Genomic DNA, 16,626 nt, shown 5'->3' on the forward strand with positions numbered 1-16,626 from the left:
AAGAGAGGGGAATTATGATGAAATCAATATTAATTATCGGCCTTGGCCGGTTTGGGCATCACCTTTGCATTAATATGGCAAGCCTTGGTAATGATGTTATGATCGTAGATCAGAAGGAGGAATGCTTAGAGGACTTACTTCCCTATGTTACCAGTGCAAAGATCGGTGACTGTACCAATGAAACCGTGTTAAGAAGTCTGGGCATTTCCAATTTTGACATCTGCTTTGTATGTATCGGAACCAATTTCCAAAGCAGCCTTGAAATCACCAGTCTGGTGAAGGAACTGGGCGGCAGACGGGTAATCAGCAAGGCGAACAGGGATATTCATGCCAAGTTTCTCTTAAGGAACGGAGCAGATGAAGTAATCTATCCGGACCGTGATATTGCAGAGAAGACAGCTGTCAGATACAGCACAGACCATGTCTTTGATTACATCGAACTGACTCCTGAATATTCCATTTATGAGATTCCGCCTCTTCCGGAATGGGTGCATAAAACCATCAGGGAAGTGGATATCAGGAACCGTTACCATATCAGTGTTCTTGGAATTAAACGGGAAGGAAGAGCACAGCTTATGCCGCCTGCAGATTATAAGATTCAGGCACAGGAACATTTAATGGTGATCGGCAGGAGAGAACATATTGACAGTATATTAAAAGAAATGAAGTAGCAGTTTCGGAGGGATTATGTCAGTTTGGCTGGTTGAAAACTGGGCAACAATTTTAATATTAAGTATACTTCTGGTTCTGGTATTTTTTGCAGTCCGCAGTGTTGTAAAAAACAAAGGAAGCTGCGGCTGCGGCGGCTGTGATAACTGTGCCGGCTGCGGTTCGGGCAGGAACAGGCAGAAAAAAAACAAGGATTCATGAACAATAAAAAACAGGGAACGGGCAGTGTGATATGTGAACTGCCCGTTCCCTGTTTTTATGTTCTTATTTTAAGTCCAGCTTTAAGTCACCAAATTGGATCCATCCTGCTTTTCTCAGCAGTTCTCCTGAAACCAGTGTGATAACAGCCGGAAGGAGAAAGCAGACAAACAAAATACCAAGCCACATGTTTTTCCCGCCGCCCATGGCTGTATAAACTCCGATGGGGCCCACTAAGCCGCAGGTTCCCATGCCTGAGCCGGCTGGGATATTTTTCAGCTGGAAGACCATGGTGGCTATGGGACCGGTGATCATGGAGGCAAAGGTGGGAGGAATCCAGATTTTCGGATTTTTTACGATATTTCCCATCTGCAGCATGCTGGTTCCAAGACCCTGCGCCATCAGACCGCCTACTCCGTTTTCACGGAAGGAGAGGACGGCAAATCCCACCATCTGGGCACAGCATCCCGCTGTCGCGGCACCGCCGGCCAGACCGTCAAGAGAGAGGGCGATGCAGATGGCCGCACTGCTGATTGGCAGTGTCAGTGCGATACCGATGAGAGCAGAGACCAGTATGCCCATGTAAAAGGGCTGCAGTTCTGTGGCAGTCTTTACAAGGCTTCCGAACCAGCTCATAAACCCTGCGACTCCAGGTCCTATAAACTGAGCAATTAAAACACCGGAAATGATGGTAACTCCCGGTGTTACCAGGATGTCCAGCCTGGTTTCCTTTGACACCATTTTTCCAAGCTCTGTGGCAATCACTGTTGCGGCCAGTGCACCTACCGGTCCGCCTAAGGCATTGCCTGCAATACCGACGGTGGCGGCAGAGAACAATACCAGAGCAGGGGCATGAAGGGCATAGGCAATTGCCACGCCCAGAGCTGCGCCTGTGGCACTTTTTGCATAATCTGCAATTACGTTGAATAGTTCCAGGTTGAGCTGCTGGCCCAGAGTACCGAAGATGGTTCCGATCAAAAGAGACGCAAAAAGGCCGAATGCCATAGCACCCAATGCGTCAATGAGATAGGTCTGGACGGTAATTGTGACGTTCTTCCTTTTCAGGAATTCTTTTACGCCGCGTTTTTCCATAATTAAAAATCTCCTTCTGTTGTTTGGTGCACACATTCGACCTTAAGTCAAAGCAGTTGCATGTATTTTACCATAGTATGCCCAAAATTCAAGTTTTTCTTGCATTTAAGCATAAATTTGATAAAACATTAACAATATGCAGAGAAAAACCCTGGGGCCTCTGCTTGACTTTGTTCCCTGTTTGTGACACAATAAGTAGTTGTAGTTCCTGTTAAACTCTGGAAAGAAAGAGGTATTGATTCGTATGACAAAGATTGATATTATATCCGGTTTTCTCGGAGCCGGAAAAACTACTTTTATTAAGAAGCTGCTGCAGGAAGCTGTTTCAGGCGAGCAGGTTGTCCTGATTGAGAATGAATTTGGTGAGATAGGAATTGACGGCGGCTTTTTAAAGGATGCCGGCGTGGAAATCAGGGAAATGAATTCCGGCTGCATCTGCTGTTCTCTGGTTGGTGATTTCGGACAATCCTTAAAAGAAGTGCTTACAACCTATCATCCGGACCGTATCATTATTGAGCCCTCCGGCGTAGGCAAATTATCCGATGTAATGAAAGCGGTTAAAGATGTGGCAGCTGAAATTCAGGTTACTTTAAACAGTGCGGTTACCATTGTAGATGCGCAGAAATGTAAAATGTACCGGAAGAATTTCGGAGAATTTTTCAACAATCAGATTGAGAATGCCGGAACTGTAGTATTAAGCCGTACCGATATTGCTCCCGCTGACAAGGTGGATCTTGCAGTTGAAATAATCCGGGAACTGAATCCCCGGGCAGCGGTTGTTACAACACCCTGTGAAGAATTATCCGGTAAACAGCTTCTTGAAATAATCGAAAAGCCGGATACCATGGAAGATGATCTGATGAACGAACTGAAAGCGCATCACGATCATGAGGGAGGCTGCAGCTGCGGTCATGACCACGATCATCATCATGCAGATGAAGTATTCAGCAGCTGGGGACTTGAGAATGTACCTGCAATGAGTAAGGAGACACTGGATCAGATTCTTGACGAACTTGCATATGGAGATGGTTTTGGAGATGTACTTCGTGCAAAGGGCATGATTCCCGGCATGGAAAAGGGAACATGGCTTTATTTTGATCTGGTGCCGGAGCAATATGAAATCCGGGACGGGAAACCGGAATACACCGGAAAGGTTTGTGTAATCGGGGCTGATCTGAAAGAAGAAGAGTTAAAACAGGCCTTTGGCAGATAAATGAATTGGAGGGAGTCATGAGTAATATCGACGAAATGGAAGATGATTTTATGCCGGTTTTCCTGATTGATGGATTTTTAGAGTCAGGAAAGACCCAGTTCCTTCAATTTACCATGGAGCAGGATTATTTTAAGGCGGAAGGGAAGACACTTCTCATTGTCTGCGAAGAAGGCGAAACGGAATACAGTGATGAGCTGCTGAAACGGACAAAGACAGCAGCCGTTTACATTGACAGCCTGGAAGAATTAAACCAGGAAAGACTTCTGGAACTGGAGCTTTTGTATAATCCGGAGAGAGTCTTAATTGAATGGAATGGCATGTGGAATTTAGATGATTTAAAGCTGCCTGATGACTGGAAGGTCTATCAGCAGATAACGCTGATAGATATGTCTACCTTTGATCTGTATGCTGCCAATATGAAGTCACTTTTGTATTCCATGGTGCGCAATTCTGAGATGATTATCTGCAACCGCTGTGATGGAATAGAGGATTTGTCCGGCTATCGGCGTACACTAAAAGCCATGTGTCCCCGGGGAGAAATTGTATTTGAAGATTTTGAGGGAGAAGTAAATGAAATCGCAGAAGAAGACTTGCCTTATGATATCAGCGCCGATTTAGTGGAAGTTTCACCGGAAGCATATGGAATCTGGTATCTGGACTGCATGGAGCGCAGGGACCGTTACGAAGGGAAGACTGTGGAATTTACCGCCATGGTTTTAAAGACTCCGGACTTCCCGAAGAATTATTTTGTACCCGGCCGTATGGCAATGACCTGCTGTGAAGACGATATGACGTTTCTGGGCTTTATAACCAAGTCCAGGGATGCCAAAGATCTTGAGACAAAGCAGTGGGTCCGCGTGAAAGCCAGAATTGCATATGAATACTGGAAAGATTATGAAGGGGAAGGACCGGTTTTATATGCTGAGACTGTGGAACCTGCCAAACCAGTGAAAGGGTTTGTGCAGTTTTAATGAGGTAAGATATTGTTAACCCGAATAATTGCAGTTGGAAGAGCGGTCTTATTTTTCCAACTGCTTTTTTCTTATTATTACTGGAGTGATGAAATTGAAAGTGCATAAAAAAAGACTTCTGAGAGGAATTGCTGCAGGTCTGGGATTTTTAGTCCTTTTGCTCACTGTGAATTTCTGGATTTTTAAAAGCTATCGGGAACATGTTATACAGATGACTCAGGACAATCTTATGGTGACGGCAAAATCCACTGCCAACAGCTTAAATCTGTTTTATAAAGAAAAGCTGGAGGAATTTTCTCTTTTTATTCCAATTGCAGCAGAAAATGCGGATGAAATATATCTAAAGTCCTACATCGAATTAAATAAGGATTATATATCATCGATTGAATTACTGAATGAAAATAAAAAAGTCTTCTCCTTTAGCGGGATATCATATGAAATGGAAGCAAAAGAAGCGGTTAATAAGGCGCTTTTAAATGCGGATTTCAGAGAGGGGAAGGCCGTTTTGCTGGAACCTGTTTTAACTGGACCCGGCCATTTCACCCAGTTCATGGTTTCAGAAGTAAGAACAACAACGGGCCGCTTTTTTTATGCGGTAGCTGCTATCAATACAGGGGAGGTTTATAAAAAGATAGTTCAGCCAATTAAAGCAGGCAAGAGCGGATATTCGATGGTTAAGGATTTATCCGGCGTTATTTTAATGCACCCTACAGAGGATCAGATCGGCCTGAATGCGGTAGAAGGGCGGCTGGAAAAATATAAAGACTATAACTTGGATCTTACTGGTCTGAAGGGACTGATAAAAAGACAGCAGGACAATGACGAAGGACGGGAAATTCTTGACAGCTATTGGTGGGGGGAGCTGACAAAAGCAAAAAAAGTCCTAGTTTATACAAGGGCTCATGTAGGTGATCAGCAATGGATTGTAAACGTTACCTTAAATTATAAGGAGATTGAAAAGCCTCTGGGACAGGCAGCCCGATTAAATCTGCTGGCAGCTGCAATCATACTGGTCCTGTTCTGGCTGTTTTTGTATTACTACATGAAAAAGGAGAATCAGACGAGGTCCATGGAAATAGAGGTGAAATATTTAAGAGAGTTAAACAGCACGCTGGAGGAGCTGCGGCAAAAGGAAGAACAGGTCAGGCATGGCAGCAGATTATGGGAAGTAGGAGCCTTATCAGGAATGATCAACCACGAATTTAACAATTATCTGACACCGATCCTGATTTATGGAGAACTTATACTTGGAGAGACCTGTGTGGATCCAGCTATCAGGGAAAATGTAGCGGAAATGGTCCAGTCAGCAAAACGGGCGGCAGAAATGACGAAAGAGCTGGCTTCCTTTACAAGAAAGGATTCTGCAGGAGAAAAGCTGGTGGCGGTCAATGTGAAAGAACAACTGGAACGCAGCTTAAGAATGGTAAAGAAGCTTCTCCCTGCCAATATTAGTCTGGAAAAAGAAATTACCTCTGAGGAATGCTATATAAAGAGCGGCGAGACGATGATTTCCCAGATCATTTTAAATCTCAGTACCAATGCGATCTATGCCATGAATGGTAAACAAGGCAGAATTACCGTGTCTGCAGGGCTTGTGGAAAAGAGCGGAGGGCAAATGTATGGCATTACCTTTGGCGATACAGGAACGGGCATGTCTGATGAGGTGAAAGCCCGCATTTTTGATCCGTTCTTCACGACCAAGGAAGAGGGGGCAGGAACAGGACTTGGTCTTAGCGTGATTAAAGGACTCATTGAAAAAGCGGATGGAACAATATCAGTGCAGTCGGAGTCAGACAAAGGAACTGTTTTTACCATAGAACTGCCTTTGTGTCAGAAAGAGGAACAAACCTCCTGGTTCTGCAGAAACGGTAAGAAAAATGGATTTAAGCGCATTCTGGTTGTGGAAGACCAGGAGGGAGTGGGAAAGGCGCTGGTAAAGGGTTTGGAAAAGAGAAAATACAAGGTTCAATCCTGCAAGAATCCTGTAGAGGCGCTTGGAGTTTTAAGAAAAGATGCAAAAGGAATCGATGTAATACTGACAGACTATTCCTTACCTGATATGGATGGCATAGAGTTTGCCGGTTTAGTCCGATGTATGGGAATTGATGCCAAAATCCTTCTGATCACTGCTGCAGACAACTATGAATCACTGTGGAAAAAGGCTGGTAAGAATGTAGACGGAATCTTAGAAAAACCAGTTGCAATGATTCAAATTGAGGAAGCACTGGAATCTTTAAGTTCTTAACGGTTATTAAGAAATCAGTCAAAAAATATATAGAACCTGTCCGTATATTTAAATTATTAAAATAAAAGGAGAGGTTTATTATGTTTGTGGCAACAATTGGGTTTATTATGGTTATAGCAATCGTGGCTTTACTGCTGAAGGGAAAGATGTCCCCCATTGTAGTTCTGATCACTGTTCCCACTATAGCAGCGCTGATTATGGGATACAGCGTTGGCGAAGTGGGCGGTTTTATCAAAGAGGGAGTGGGGACTACCACCAGTAATGCTATTCTGTTTCTTTTTTCAGTTGTATTTTTTGGTGTCATGTCAGATGTAGGTGTATTTGATATTATAGTAAACTTCCTGGTAAAAAAAGCGGGAGCGAATGTAGTATCCATAACGGTTGCAACGGCAATCATTGCAATTATTGCGCATCTTGACGGTTCGACTGCAACCACCGTTTTAATCAGCATACCTTCCATGTGGCCAATCTATAAACGAATGAAAATCCGGCCTCATGTTCTTCTCTGCATAGTGGCATCTGCCATGGGGGTTATGAATCTTCTTCCATGGGGAGGCCCCACAGCGCGGACGGCTACAGTGCTTGGAATGGATGCAACTATATTGTGGCATATGTTAATCCCGATCCAGGTTCTTGGTTGTATTGTTACCATTCTTTTGGCCGTGGTGCTTGGAATTCTGGAAAAGAGAAGGGGAGCCGGTCTGGTTGGAGATGCAGGAGATTGCGATGTTGCTGAGGCAGCCGCTGCACAGGTACAACAGGGCCAGGAACTGAAACGGTCCGGACTCCTCTGGTTTAATATCCTGCTGACAGTAGGTCTGATAGCCTCCCTGATGTTAAATATTACGACATCTTATGTACTGTTTATGTTGTTCTTGTCAGCAGCGTTAATCATTAATTTTCCATCCCTAAAGGAACAGGATAACCGGATTAAAGCCCATGCACCTACAGCTCTGATCATATCTGCCACCATGCTGGCTTCTGGCGCTATGGTAGGAATCATGAACGGAACAAATATGCTGGATGCCATGGCAAATGCAATTATCAGTGTACTCCCTGATGCACTTGGACGTTACATACACATTATTTTCGGAGTACTTGGAATGCCTCTTGGTATGGTAGTGGGCACGGATGCTTATTTTTATGGAATTATGCCGCTTATCATTGAGGTTGGAACAAAATATGGGATAGCTGGTCTAAATACGGCAATGGCAATGATTATAGGTAAGAATGTAGTACTGATGATAAGCCCGCTGGTTCCTGCAACTTATCTGGCGATCGGACTTGTGGATATGGATTTAAAGGATCACATCCGTTTCTGCTTTAAGTGGTTATTCGCAGTGACTATGATCATGCTTTTGGGCGGTCTGCTGATGGGAATTATCAAGCTGTAACATCAATCGTATCTGATGACATGCTGTATTTGCTTTTTTTTTCGGTTTGTTTTATACTGGAGAAGATACATGCAAAAATCGGGGAGAGAATGTGATGACAGATAGGATTTTAGTAATTGATGATGACGGTTCCGTTCGTTTATCACTGAGACAGGTTTTTGAAAGAGAAAATAAAGAGGTAACTGTGGCGGACAGCGGTACTTCAGCGATTCAGCTGCTGGAACGATATATTTTTGATTTGATTATTCTGGATGTAATTATGGATGATATGGATGGGTTTTATGTAGTAAATCTGATCAGAAAAAAAGGCATCTATACTCCTGTTTTGTTTTTAAGCGGTCAGCTGGAAGAACAGAGCAAAATACTTGCCATCACTCTGGGCGGTGATGACTACATTACGAAACCGTTCAGTCTGGAAATGCTGACAACAAAGGCCAATGCTCTCATCAGAAGAAACAAAGATTATAATATGGAATCAAAGAAGGAACTGGTTTGCGGAGAACTACGGCTGTCTTTAAGTGATTTCACATTAAGAAAGAATGGAAAGCAGATACTTTTGACATCAAAAGAGCTGGCTTTAATAAAATTTCTCATGGAAAACCAAAATCAGGTTTTTACAAAAGAACAGCTCTATGTCAATGTGTGGCAAAATTCAATTGTAGATGACAACACTATTATGGTGTATATGAAGCGCATACGGGATAAAATCGAAGATAATCCAAAACACCCGAAGTATTTAAGGACAGCCTGGGGTCTGGGATACATATTTAAAGATGAGGTAAGATAAAAGGACGAATTGCGGAATAACAGTTTGCTGTTATGCTGCAATTCGTCCTTTTGTCTCTATGCCTGAATAATATTATTACATAGGCGGAACCGGCTTAGGTCTTGCCGGATCAAATACATCAGATACATTGAATAAATCACTTAAGCTGTCAGGATAGTAAAACATCCGGTAACCATCTAAATTCCTTCTGGCCTGTCTGAAGTAATCAGGTCCAAGCTGCATCCAGACGGGCTTACTGGCATCTACGTTGCAGAAGTAGCGGAAGCCCTTGGATTTTAAATATGTAAAACGTTCATTGCTGTCTGTATAGGGAGTCCAGCTTCCGATATCGCTTCCAAAGGGAAATAGTATGATGTCAGTAGGTCCGATAATAGACGCTACATTGCGTTCCCACTTATCCGTATCAGTCTTAAAGTGCTCCATGGAAATAGTACCCATATTACGGTGGCCCCAGCTGTGGGAAGACAGCTCCCAGCCATGGTCTTTTAATGACTGTGCAACCTTTGCAGCCGCCTGCCGGTCTGCCTCATAGTTAGGGTTCTTATCTTTATAGGCTTCGTCCGTCCGATAGCCAAGAATTCCGTTGTATCCGGTAAAGGCCAGGATTCCTCTTGCGCCTTTATAGGAAAAACCCGGGTGGGTTTTTATAAAGTTTTCGAGGATCGGTACCAAATCATAATCACCTACGGAAACACTGCCGTCAGCCATCTGCATTTCACAGGTAGGATAGCCGTCCTCTCCGATAATTATACGGGTGGCAAAGCCGTCCCCCTGCATATATTCATAATAACATAAATCATCCTGGGACAGTACAAAGGCTTTTTTACCAGGAGGCAGCATAATGTCTCCATATACAAACTTTGGATTGCCGTTTTCATCTTTCGTTTCATAAGCCAGATCGTGAATTTTTACAAGAACATAACCCTTGTCATACATGGACTGCATCATTTTTATAAATTCATCTTTGGTAGTCATCATCTGGTTGTAACCGTCCTGCTTGGAATCACCGTCAAAAGCCTTAGATGTATCTATAATCAGTGAATGGAAAAAAATATGGGTGACTTCCTGAGGATTAATCCGGACAAGGGCAGCTTTAGAAGCCTCATAGCCGGTAACAGCTGAAACAACTTCCTCTTTTGATGATAATGTGGCATCAGATTTTAAAAGGTTAATGGCTCCGTCATAATCGTATTGGGATGCAAGCTTCTCTGCGTTTGATAAAAGAGCCATCAGATTATCTGCCTGTGATGTACTGGCATTGGTAGTTTCCTCAGAAGCAGGCTGTGCTTCACTTTCGGAAGAAACAGATGCCACCGATGAATCAGCAGGCAGAATTCTATGCCCCATCTTTTTATTAATAATAATACCGCAGAGTATCATAATCATTACAATCAGCAGTCCGGCAAGAATGACTGCCACTAAATTTTTTGGATTTTTTGGCCCTTTTCCAACATTCCATTTACGATAATCATTTTGATTCATAACGAAACCTCATAATTCTGTTATATTTTTGGATGTATCTATTACTAAAATAACATTCCCTGTCCAAGTATAGCATACTTTGTAGAAAGATGAAATGAAAATGGGGTAATTTTTTTTAGTAAAAGTGGCATATGTAAGGGAAGAAGTCCCATACAATGATAGAAAGGTATTGATCAGAGGAACGTGTATAACATGAAAAGAGTTACAGCATTTTTATTAAGCTTTTTTCTGCTATTTTCCTGTTTATGTCAGACGGCGGCAGGGCAGGTGCCGGATATAGCGGTTGCCTCGGACATGATTGTAAAGGCGGAAGAGGCACAGGCGGTTAACACAGAAGGCGGTCCGGCGCTGCAGTCTCCAAGTGCGATTTTGATGGAAGCATCTACCGGGCAGGTCATCTATGAGAAGGATGCAGATGAAAAAAGAAGTCCTGCCAGCATCACAAAAATTATGACGCTGATCCTTATTTTTGATGCTCTTGAATCAGGCAAGATTAAAATGACGGATGAGGTTGTGACCAGTGCTCATGCCAAATCCATGGGCGGATCCCAGGTATTTCTGGAAGAAGGAGAAGTTCAGACGGTTGAAACTCTGATTAAATGTATCGTTGTAGCGTCAGGCAACGATGCTTCCGTTGCCATGGCAGAATACATAGCAGGAACAGAGGATGAATTTGTGAAAATGATGAATGAGCGGGCAGCCGCTCTGGGAATGGCAAATACCCATTTTGAAGATTGCTGCGGCCTTACGGAATCCCCCACTCATGTAACCACTGCCAGAGATATTGCAATTATGTCCAGGGAACTGATCAATAAGTATCCCCAGATTCATAATTACTCTACAATCTGGATGGAAAATATCACTCATGTGACAAAACAGGGAACGAAGGAATTCGGACTTTCCAATACCAACAAGCTTTTAAAAATGGCGACCAACTTTCAGGTAACCGGTTTAAAAACCGGATCTACCTCCATTGCTAAGTACTGTCTCTCTGCGACTGCCGAAAAAGACGGTGTCCGTCTGATTGCTTCCATCATGGCTGCACCGGATTATAAAGTGAGATTTGCAGATGCCCAGACTCTGTTAAATTACGGTTATGCAAATTGTAAGCTGTATGAAGACAAAGAGATGCTGCCTCTTCCGGATATGGTTGTGGATAACGGTGTAGAAGAGATAGTTCCCTTAAAGTATGGGGGGTCGTTTTCTTATTTAAGCCTGAAGGGGGAGGATTTTACTGCGATAGAAAGGAAGCTGGAGCTGGTTCCTTCCATAACGGCTCCCGTAGAAGATGGGCAGTCGGCAGGAAGCCTCATCTATACTCTTGGCGGGAAAAAGATCGGCGAGGTGCCGGTTCTGACAGCAGGGGCTGTGCGGGAGGCGAAGTTTGGAGATTATTTGAAACGTCTGCTGCATGTGTTTAGCTTGTAGAAAAAAAGAATAATGCAGATGTTTGCATGTCTGGTTTTGGATTATAGCAGCAGGTATCCTTTTCATTTCATTCAGAGGATACCTGCTGCTATTTATGCTTTTTGTAAAGTGAATAATTATATAATTGAAGGCAGCGATAAGTCCTGGTGCTTTTTTGACTGGAAAGAAGGACTTGACAAACAGGCCAGTGCTCATGCAATCTATATCTATATCCTGAATGCAGCGATTGAACTTGCTGAAATCCTGGAAGAAAAAAAGCTTGCAAAGCAATTACAGGAGGAAAAGGGGTATTGCAGCAGTGAGGCTTAGAAGCTATGGGCTGGTGACTCCCTACATGAATCACCATTATGTGGAGGCGCTGATTCTGTGCGGAGAAAAGAAAATGGCAGTGGATTATATGAAATTTTACTGGGGTGGAATGCTTTCTCAGGGGGCAGATACAATCTGGGAACTGTATAATCCGGAAAATCCCGAAGAATCTCCCTATGGCTCATCGGCTGTAAACGCAATTGCCATGCCTGGAACTGTATTCCGGCCTACTTGCTGCGAAAACTGGAGAAGGAGGAAAAGACAGATGGAATATCTGGTAATTGATGCAGGCGGTACATTTATTAAGTATGCACTTATGAATGAGGGTGGGAAAATTATTGAAAAAGGCAAGGTTAAGACAACAGTTTATAAGAGCGATGGCCTGGAGGATTATTTAGAAACCCTGCATTCCATATACAGAAAGTATGAAGGCAGGGCAGAAGGGATCGCCATGAGTGCGCCCGGGATACTAGACAGTGAAACAGGATACTGCTATACAGGCGGGAAGCTAAGCTGTGTTTCAGGTCACAATATGGTTGAGCTGCTTCAGGAAAGATGCAAAGTGCCGGTTACAATTGAAAATGATGGAAAATGTGCGGCTCTTGCAGAAAAATGGATGGGAAGTCTGAAGGACGTTAAAAACGGTATTGTGCTTGTACTGGGAACCGCTGTCGGAGGAGGTCTGATCATCGACGGTAAGATTTATAAGGGAAATCATTTTTCGGCAGGAGAATTCAGCTACATGGCAGTATCAGACGAAAATCTGGACCAGATGACCGGATATTGGGGAACTACAGGAGGAACTCCGGCTCTGGTAAAAGCAGTGTCAGAAGAAACGGGAATTCCGAAAGAAGAGCTTGATGGTATCCGTATCTTTGAGATGGCTGAACAGGGAAATCCGCAGGTGTTAAAGGGGTTAGACCGCTTTACGAAACAGCTTGCGGTTCGGATTTATAATTTACAGGTACTTTTTGATGCGGAGCTTGTGGCAATCGGAGGCGGTATCAGCAAACAGCCTCTTCTGATTGAGTATGTGAGAAAACATGTGGAGAGATTTTGCAATGAGAATCCTCTGCGGAAGCTGTCTCCTTTTTTACCTACACCGGAAGTCACTGCCTGCCGCTATTTTAATGATTCCAATCTCATTGGTGCCCTGTATCATTATATGAAGAAAAATAAAATCGGTAGGCTTAATATAGTAAAGAAAACGGTTTATATACCGACGGCAGCAAATGTACAGGAATTTAACCGGATTTGCAGTCATTTTGACTGTGAAATGGATTTATCCCAGTCTAAGTACATGGTAGATGCAAAATCCATTATGGGAATTTTCAGCCTGAATCTGGAGGAAACACTGGAACTTACAGCGTACACGGATGAGGAAGAAGAAGTAGAGAAGGCTTTTGAAAAGTTTCTTGTAAAAACATCATAAACTAAAAATTATCTGTGGTTTTAACTCCCTTAGCCCTATTTACGAGGGCTAGGGGTTTTTTATGGGGCGTGCCCATGTTGAGCACGCAAAGCGTGGGAAATATGAACCACACGCTATGGAGGTGCGCGGTGTTTGTTATAAAAAATATCACCTCATAAGTATTTGTTATGTTTTTTATTGTTCTTCAATAAATAATAACTATTTACCGTCATTGCAGATAAATATATTCCTATAAGAGCATTGACATAATTGAAACTAAATTTATAAAAATCAGCACTCAGCGGTATTAATTGCCAAAATAGAAAAAAAATAATTGCAAATGATACAATAATATTCAAATATAATGTATTCAATAACTTGATAAATATAAAACAAAGAATATAGATCGCAATTCCAAAGATAACAGAATTAAAAGTTGATGCTTTTTGAACATCTTTATAAATAAGGCTATCAATAAATTTTAATTTCGCTTTAGCTGCAATGCTTGGCAGAAGAATACAACATAAAAGCGGTATTACGAAATCTACATATAAAAAAGACAATAATTTTCTTTGCATAAATATAGCTCCTTTTTAAATTTAGAAAAATGATATATCAATTGCATTGGATGCAATATGTTGATAGAACCTTAATTCCCATGAAGAACTTGATATTTGGCTTATAAATCCAGTACATTATAACACAAAAAAATATGAATTTTAACCAACATGTCAAAATTTAAGTGCTAAATTGATGCTTATAATTTTGCATTTTTTTCTAATAGGTGTTGACAACTAATATTATATAGCATATAATAACAATATATTATACAACATATAATATACAAATTTAAATAATATTATAAATGAAAATTAAAAAGTCAGAGGAAAGGTGGTCAATCGTGGGATCGAAACGTTTGTACCGTTCAGTGAAGAACAAAGTTTTATGTGGAGTTTGCGGAGGAATCGGGGAGTATCTGGTTGTGGATCCGGTTATGATAAGGCTGATATGGGTTCTGCTCATGCTGTTTCAGACATGGAGGCATCTGTTTCATTTGTTTACAGGCGCATCTTTAATTGGCGGAAGTATTGCCATTTATATACTCGCAGCAGTGATCATACCAAAGGATCCTGGAGAAAGCAGAGAATAAAGGAACACCCAGGCAGGAAAGATAGGAGTGGACGTATGGTTTTTAACACAGGAGCAGCATTATTGGACGCCATTGTCCTGGCGGTCGTATCGAAAGACCAGGAGGGAACTTACGGCTACAAGATCACCCAGGATGTGAGAAATGTTATTGAGATTTCAGAATCAACGCTTTATCCTGTGCTTCGAAGGCTTCAGAAAGAAGAATGTCTTGAAGTATATGATCTTGCATACGATGGAAGAAACCGCAGGTATTATAAGATTACGGAAAAAGGGCGGATACAGTTAAATCTCTATAAGAGCGAATGGGCAGGCTATTCGCTAAAGATATCCCGTATTTTTGAGGAGGCACATATATGAACAGGGATGAGTTTATGAGAGAGCTGGAATATCTGCTGGCGGATATTCCGGATGAAGAAAAAGAAGATGCAATTGAATATTACAGAGATTATCTGGAAGAAGCTGGGGCGGAGAATGAGGATTCGGTGATTCGTGAATTTGGAAGTCCAGAGCGGATTGCAGCCATGATCCGGGCTGATATGAACGGTCATTTAAAGGACGGCGGTGAATTTACGGAAAGCGGTTATCAGGATGAACGCTTTCGGGATCCTAATTTCCAGATGGCAAAGCGCTACGATCTCCCGGAGGTAACGGAGCAGCCGGAAAAAGACAGCGGGTATGAACAAACAGGAAGGAAACCAGCAGAAAGCAAACCCAGGGATGGCAGACGTCTAATTAAAATTATTCTATGGATTATACTGATCATCGCTGCATCCCCCATGCTTTTTGGCATTGGCGGAGGGATTGTGGGCATACTGGCAGGTCTTTTCGGAGTTTTGGTTGCAGCAGTGGTGGCAGTAGGAGCAGTCACGTTTGCATTACTTGCAGCCGGTTTTGCCCTGGCTGTTGCTGGTTTTACTGCCATGATCATTCATCCCCTAGACGGAATATTGTTACTGGGTCTGGGGATACTCATACTTGGTCTCGGCCTCCTCTCGCTGGCAGTGTGCGGCGTATTTTACGGAAAGTTTCTTCCATTTCTGTTTCGAAGCTGTATCAATATGGTTAGCAGATTATTGCATGGAAGGAGGGCGCGGACATGAACAAATTTGTGAAGAGATGTCTGATCGCAGGAATAATCCTTGTGGCCGCAGGAGGAGCCATGGCTGCAGCCGCTGTCTCCTATGGAGCAAATATCTGGGATATTGCGCCAGGGGAAGTGATCCACTGGAAGAATAATACATTCTCTAATTTTTCATTTGACGATATGGATTTTGAAAATCATGCAGTGGAAACAGGAGATTATTCCTACCTTGATCTTGATGAACCTGCTGAATCAGGTCGGCAGATTTATACCTCCGGCACAGCAAATAGCCTGAAAGCAGAGATCAGAGCGGGAAGAGTTTTTATAAAAGAAGATCCTGCTGTGAGCGAATTAACTATATATTGCAACAAAGAGGATGGCAACTGGCATATAGGAGAATCCGATGGAGAACTGGAACTGACTGTTGGCGGCGGGATTATGACAGATGATACAGATCTGGTCATGATAATCTGCGTGCCAAAGGGATATAGTTTTTCAGAAGTGGATTTAGAAGTATCCAGGAAGAAAGGCATGTTAAAGAGAGAGGGGGCCACTCCCATAGTAGCCTGCCGATCCCTGTCTGCTGATGATATGAATCTGGAAGTAAAAGCAGGTGCTCTTACCGTTAAACAGGGAAATGTCAATCATTTAAATATTGAATGCAATGTGGGAGCAGTGGAATATACCGGAACAACAACTGGAGATATAACTGGAGATTGCAGGGTGGGTGCAGTGAAACTGCTTCTTTCCGGGAAAAAGGAAGATTATAATTACAAGGTTCAGTCTAGCCTTGGGGCGATTAAAATTGTGGATGAGCAGATGGCCTTCGTTGCCGGCGGAGATAACTGGGATTATTCTGCAGACAAGAACATGGACCTGGATTGCAGTACAGGAGCAATTGATGTGAATTTTTATCAATAGAGTCAGCATAGTGAAAACAAGAGAGGAGATTAAATCATGGAGAAAAAATTATACCGTTCTGATACGGACAAAATGCTGTGCGGTGTATGCGGCGGAATTGCTGAATATTTTGATGTAGACCCCACAATTATACGTCTTTTATGGGCGATCCTTGCCTGCACGGGTTCCGGAATTGTGGCTTATATCATTGCAGCAGTGATTATACCAAGAAGATAGTTTTATTTAAGAAGAAAGAAGCGGTATTTTGCTTCTTTCTTTTTGTGTGCGCCTTGCGGC

At 42.7% G+C, this 16,626-nt stretch carries 18 protein-coding genes; 15 read left to right on the forward strand and 3 right to left on the reverse strand.

Features of this window, described 5'->3' with window-relative positions; all coding sequences use genetic code 11:
- The first annotated feature begins 17 nt into the window (after nt 1-17).
- Complete coding sequence (locus DS742_RS15765) at nt 18-671, forward strand: potassium channel family protein (RefSeq protein WP_117417937.1); 654 nt, start codon at nt 18-20, stop codon at nt 669-671.
- Nucleotides 672-687: 16 nt separating this feature from the next.
- Nucleotides 688-870 carry a FeoB-associated Cys-rich membrane protein gene (locus DS742_RS15770; protein WP_117417938.1) on the forward strand — a complete coding sequence of 61 codons (183 nt, stop codon included), beginning with the start codon at nt 688-690 and terminating at the stop codon, nt 868-870.
- Nucleotides 871-933: 63 nt separating this feature from the next.
- Here DS742_RS15770 and DS742_RS15775 read toward each other — a convergent pair whose 3' ends face one another.
- A complete protein-coding gene (locus tag DS742_RS15775) occupies nt 934-1,959 on the reverse strand; it encodes a PTS sugar transporter subunit IIC (RefSeq protein WP_117417939.1) in 1,026 nt (341 codons plus the stop codon).
- A gap of 244 nt (nt 1,960-2,203) precedes the next feature.
- Between DS742_RS15775 and DS742_RS15780 the strand changes: the two genes are divergently transcribed.
- The 5 genes from DS742_RS15780 (at nt 2,204) to DS742_RS15800 (ending at nt 8,569) form a co-directional block, all read left to right on the forward strand.
- Nucleotides 2,204-3,172 (forward strand): CobW family GTP-binding protein, encoded by a 969-nt coding sequence (locus DS742_RS15780; RefSeq protein WP_117417940.1) that lies wholly within the window; start codon nt 2,204-2,206, stop codon nt 3,170-3,172.
- Nucleotides 3,173-3,189: 17 nt separating this feature from the next.
- Nucleotides 3,190-4,143, forward strand: coding sequence for a TIGR03943 family putative permease subunit (locus DS742_RS15785; protein ID WP_242996505.1), 954 nt, complete (start codon nt 3,190-3,192; stop codon nt 4,141-4,143).
- Between the two features lie 100 nt (nt 4,144-4,243).
- Nucleotides 4,244-6,388, forward strand: coding sequence for an ATP-binding protein (locus DS742_RS15790; protein WP_242996510.1), 2,145 nt, complete (start codon nt 4,244-4,246; stop codon nt 6,386-6,388).
- A gap of 80 nt (nt 6,389-6,468) precedes the next feature.
- On the forward strand, nt 6,469-7,782 hold the full coding sequence (locus DS742_RS15795) for a CitMHS family transporter (RefSeq protein ID WP_117417942.1): 1,314 nt from the start codon (nt 6,469-6,471) through the stop codon (nt 7,780-7,782).
- A gap of 94 nt (nt 7,783-7,876) precedes the next feature.
- Nucleotides 7,877-8,569: a response regulator transcription factor gene (locus tag DS742_RS15800; RefSeq protein ID WP_117417943.1), complete on the forward strand. Its 693-nt coding sequence runs from the start codon at nt 7,877-7,879 to the stop codon at nt 8,567-8,569.
- Between the two features lie 75 nt (nt 8,570-8,644).
- Here DS742_RS15800 and DS742_RS15805 read toward each other — a convergent pair whose 3' ends face one another.
- Nucleotides 8,645-9,949, reverse strand: coding sequence for a polysaccharide deacetylase family protein (locus tag DS742_RS15805; RefSeq protein ID WP_496196559.1), 1,305 nt, complete (start codon nt 9,947-9,949; stop codon nt 8,645-8,647).
- 294 nt (nt 9,950-10,243) lie between these two features.
- Here DS742_RS15805 and DS742_RS15810 point away from each other — a divergent pair, with 294 nt between their 5' ends.
- The 3 genes from DS742_RS15810 to DS742_RS29240 are packed head-to-tail and all read left to right on the forward strand — an operon-like array spanning nt 10,244 to nt 13,220.
- Entirely contained in the window at nt 10,244-11,479 is a 1,236-nt protein-coding gene (locus DS742_RS15810; protein ID WP_117417945.1) for a D-alanyl-D-alanine carboxypeptidase family protein, read from the forward strand.
- Nucleotides 11,480-11,491: 12 nt separating this feature from the next.
- On the forward strand, nt 11,492-11,788 hold the full coding sequence (locus DS742_RS15815; RefSeq protein ID WP_117417946.1) for a hypothetical protein: 297 nt from the start codon (nt 11,492-11,494) through the stop codon (nt 11,786-11,788).
- Nucleotides 11,778-13,220, forward strand: a complete 1,443-nt coding sequence (locus DS742_RS29240; protein ID WP_205692766.1) for an ROK family protein — start codon at nt 11,778-11,780, stop codon at nt 13,218-13,220. The genes DS742_RS15815 and DS742_RS29240 overlap by 11 nt, the downstream gene beginning before the upstream one ends.
- A 152-nt stretch (nt 13,221-13,372) precedes the next feature.
- Here the strand turns inward: DS742_RS29240 and DS742_RS15825 are convergent, their stop codons facing one another.
- The gene (locus tag DS742_RS15825) at nt 13,373-13,777 is read right to left on the reverse strand and encodes a hypothetical protein (protein ID WP_117417947.1); all 405 of its coding nucleotides are present in this window, start codon (nt 13,775-13,777) and stop codon (nt 13,373-13,375) included.
- 323 nt (nt 13,778-14,100) lie between these two features.
- Between DS742_RS15825 and DS742_RS15830 the strand changes: the two genes are divergently transcribed.
- Genes DS742_RS15830 through DS742_RS15850 form a run of 5 tightly spaced genes read left to right on the forward strand, consistent with a single transcriptional unit; the run spans nt 14,101 to nt 16,566 of the window.
- Entirely contained in the window at nt 14,101-14,349 is a 249-nt protein-coding gene (locus DS742_RS15830; protein ID WP_117417948.1) for a PspC domain-containing protein, read from the forward strand.
- A 35-nt stretch (nt 14,350-14,384) separates the two neighbouring features.
- Nucleotides 14,385-14,705: a PadR family transcriptional regulator gene (locus tag DS742_RS15835; protein ID WP_117417949.1), complete on the forward strand. Its 321-nt coding sequence runs from the start codon at nt 14,385-14,387 to the stop codon at nt 14,703-14,705.
- Complete coding sequence (locus tag DS742_RS15840) at nt 14,702-15,448, forward strand: DUF1700 domain-containing protein (protein ID WP_117417950.1); 747 nt, start codon at nt 14,702-14,704, stop codon at nt 15,446-15,448. Before DS742_RS15835 ends, DS742_RS15840 begins: the two co-directional genes overlap by 4 nt.
- On the forward strand, nt 15,445-16,350 hold the full coding sequence (locus DS742_RS15845; protein ID WP_117417951.1) for a hypothetical protein: 906 nt from the start codon (nt 15,445-15,447) through the stop codon (nt 16,348-16,350). The genes DS742_RS15840 and DS742_RS15845 overlap by 4 nt, the downstream gene beginning before the upstream one ends.
- 36 nt (nt 16,351-16,386) lie before the next feature.
- Nucleotides 16,387-16,566 carry a PspC domain-containing protein gene (locus DS742_RS15850; RefSeq protein ID WP_117417952.1) on the forward strand — a complete coding sequence of 60 codons (180 nt, stop codon included), beginning with the start codon at nt 16,387-16,389 and terminating at the stop codon, nt 16,564-16,566.
- The last annotated feature ends 60 nt before the right edge of the window (nt 16,567-16,626 follow it).

Source organism: Lacrimispora amygdalina (assembly GCF_003432035.1).
Lineage (GTDB): Bacteria > Bacillota > Clostridia > Lachnospirales > Lachnospiraceae > Lacrimispora > Lacrimispora amygdalina.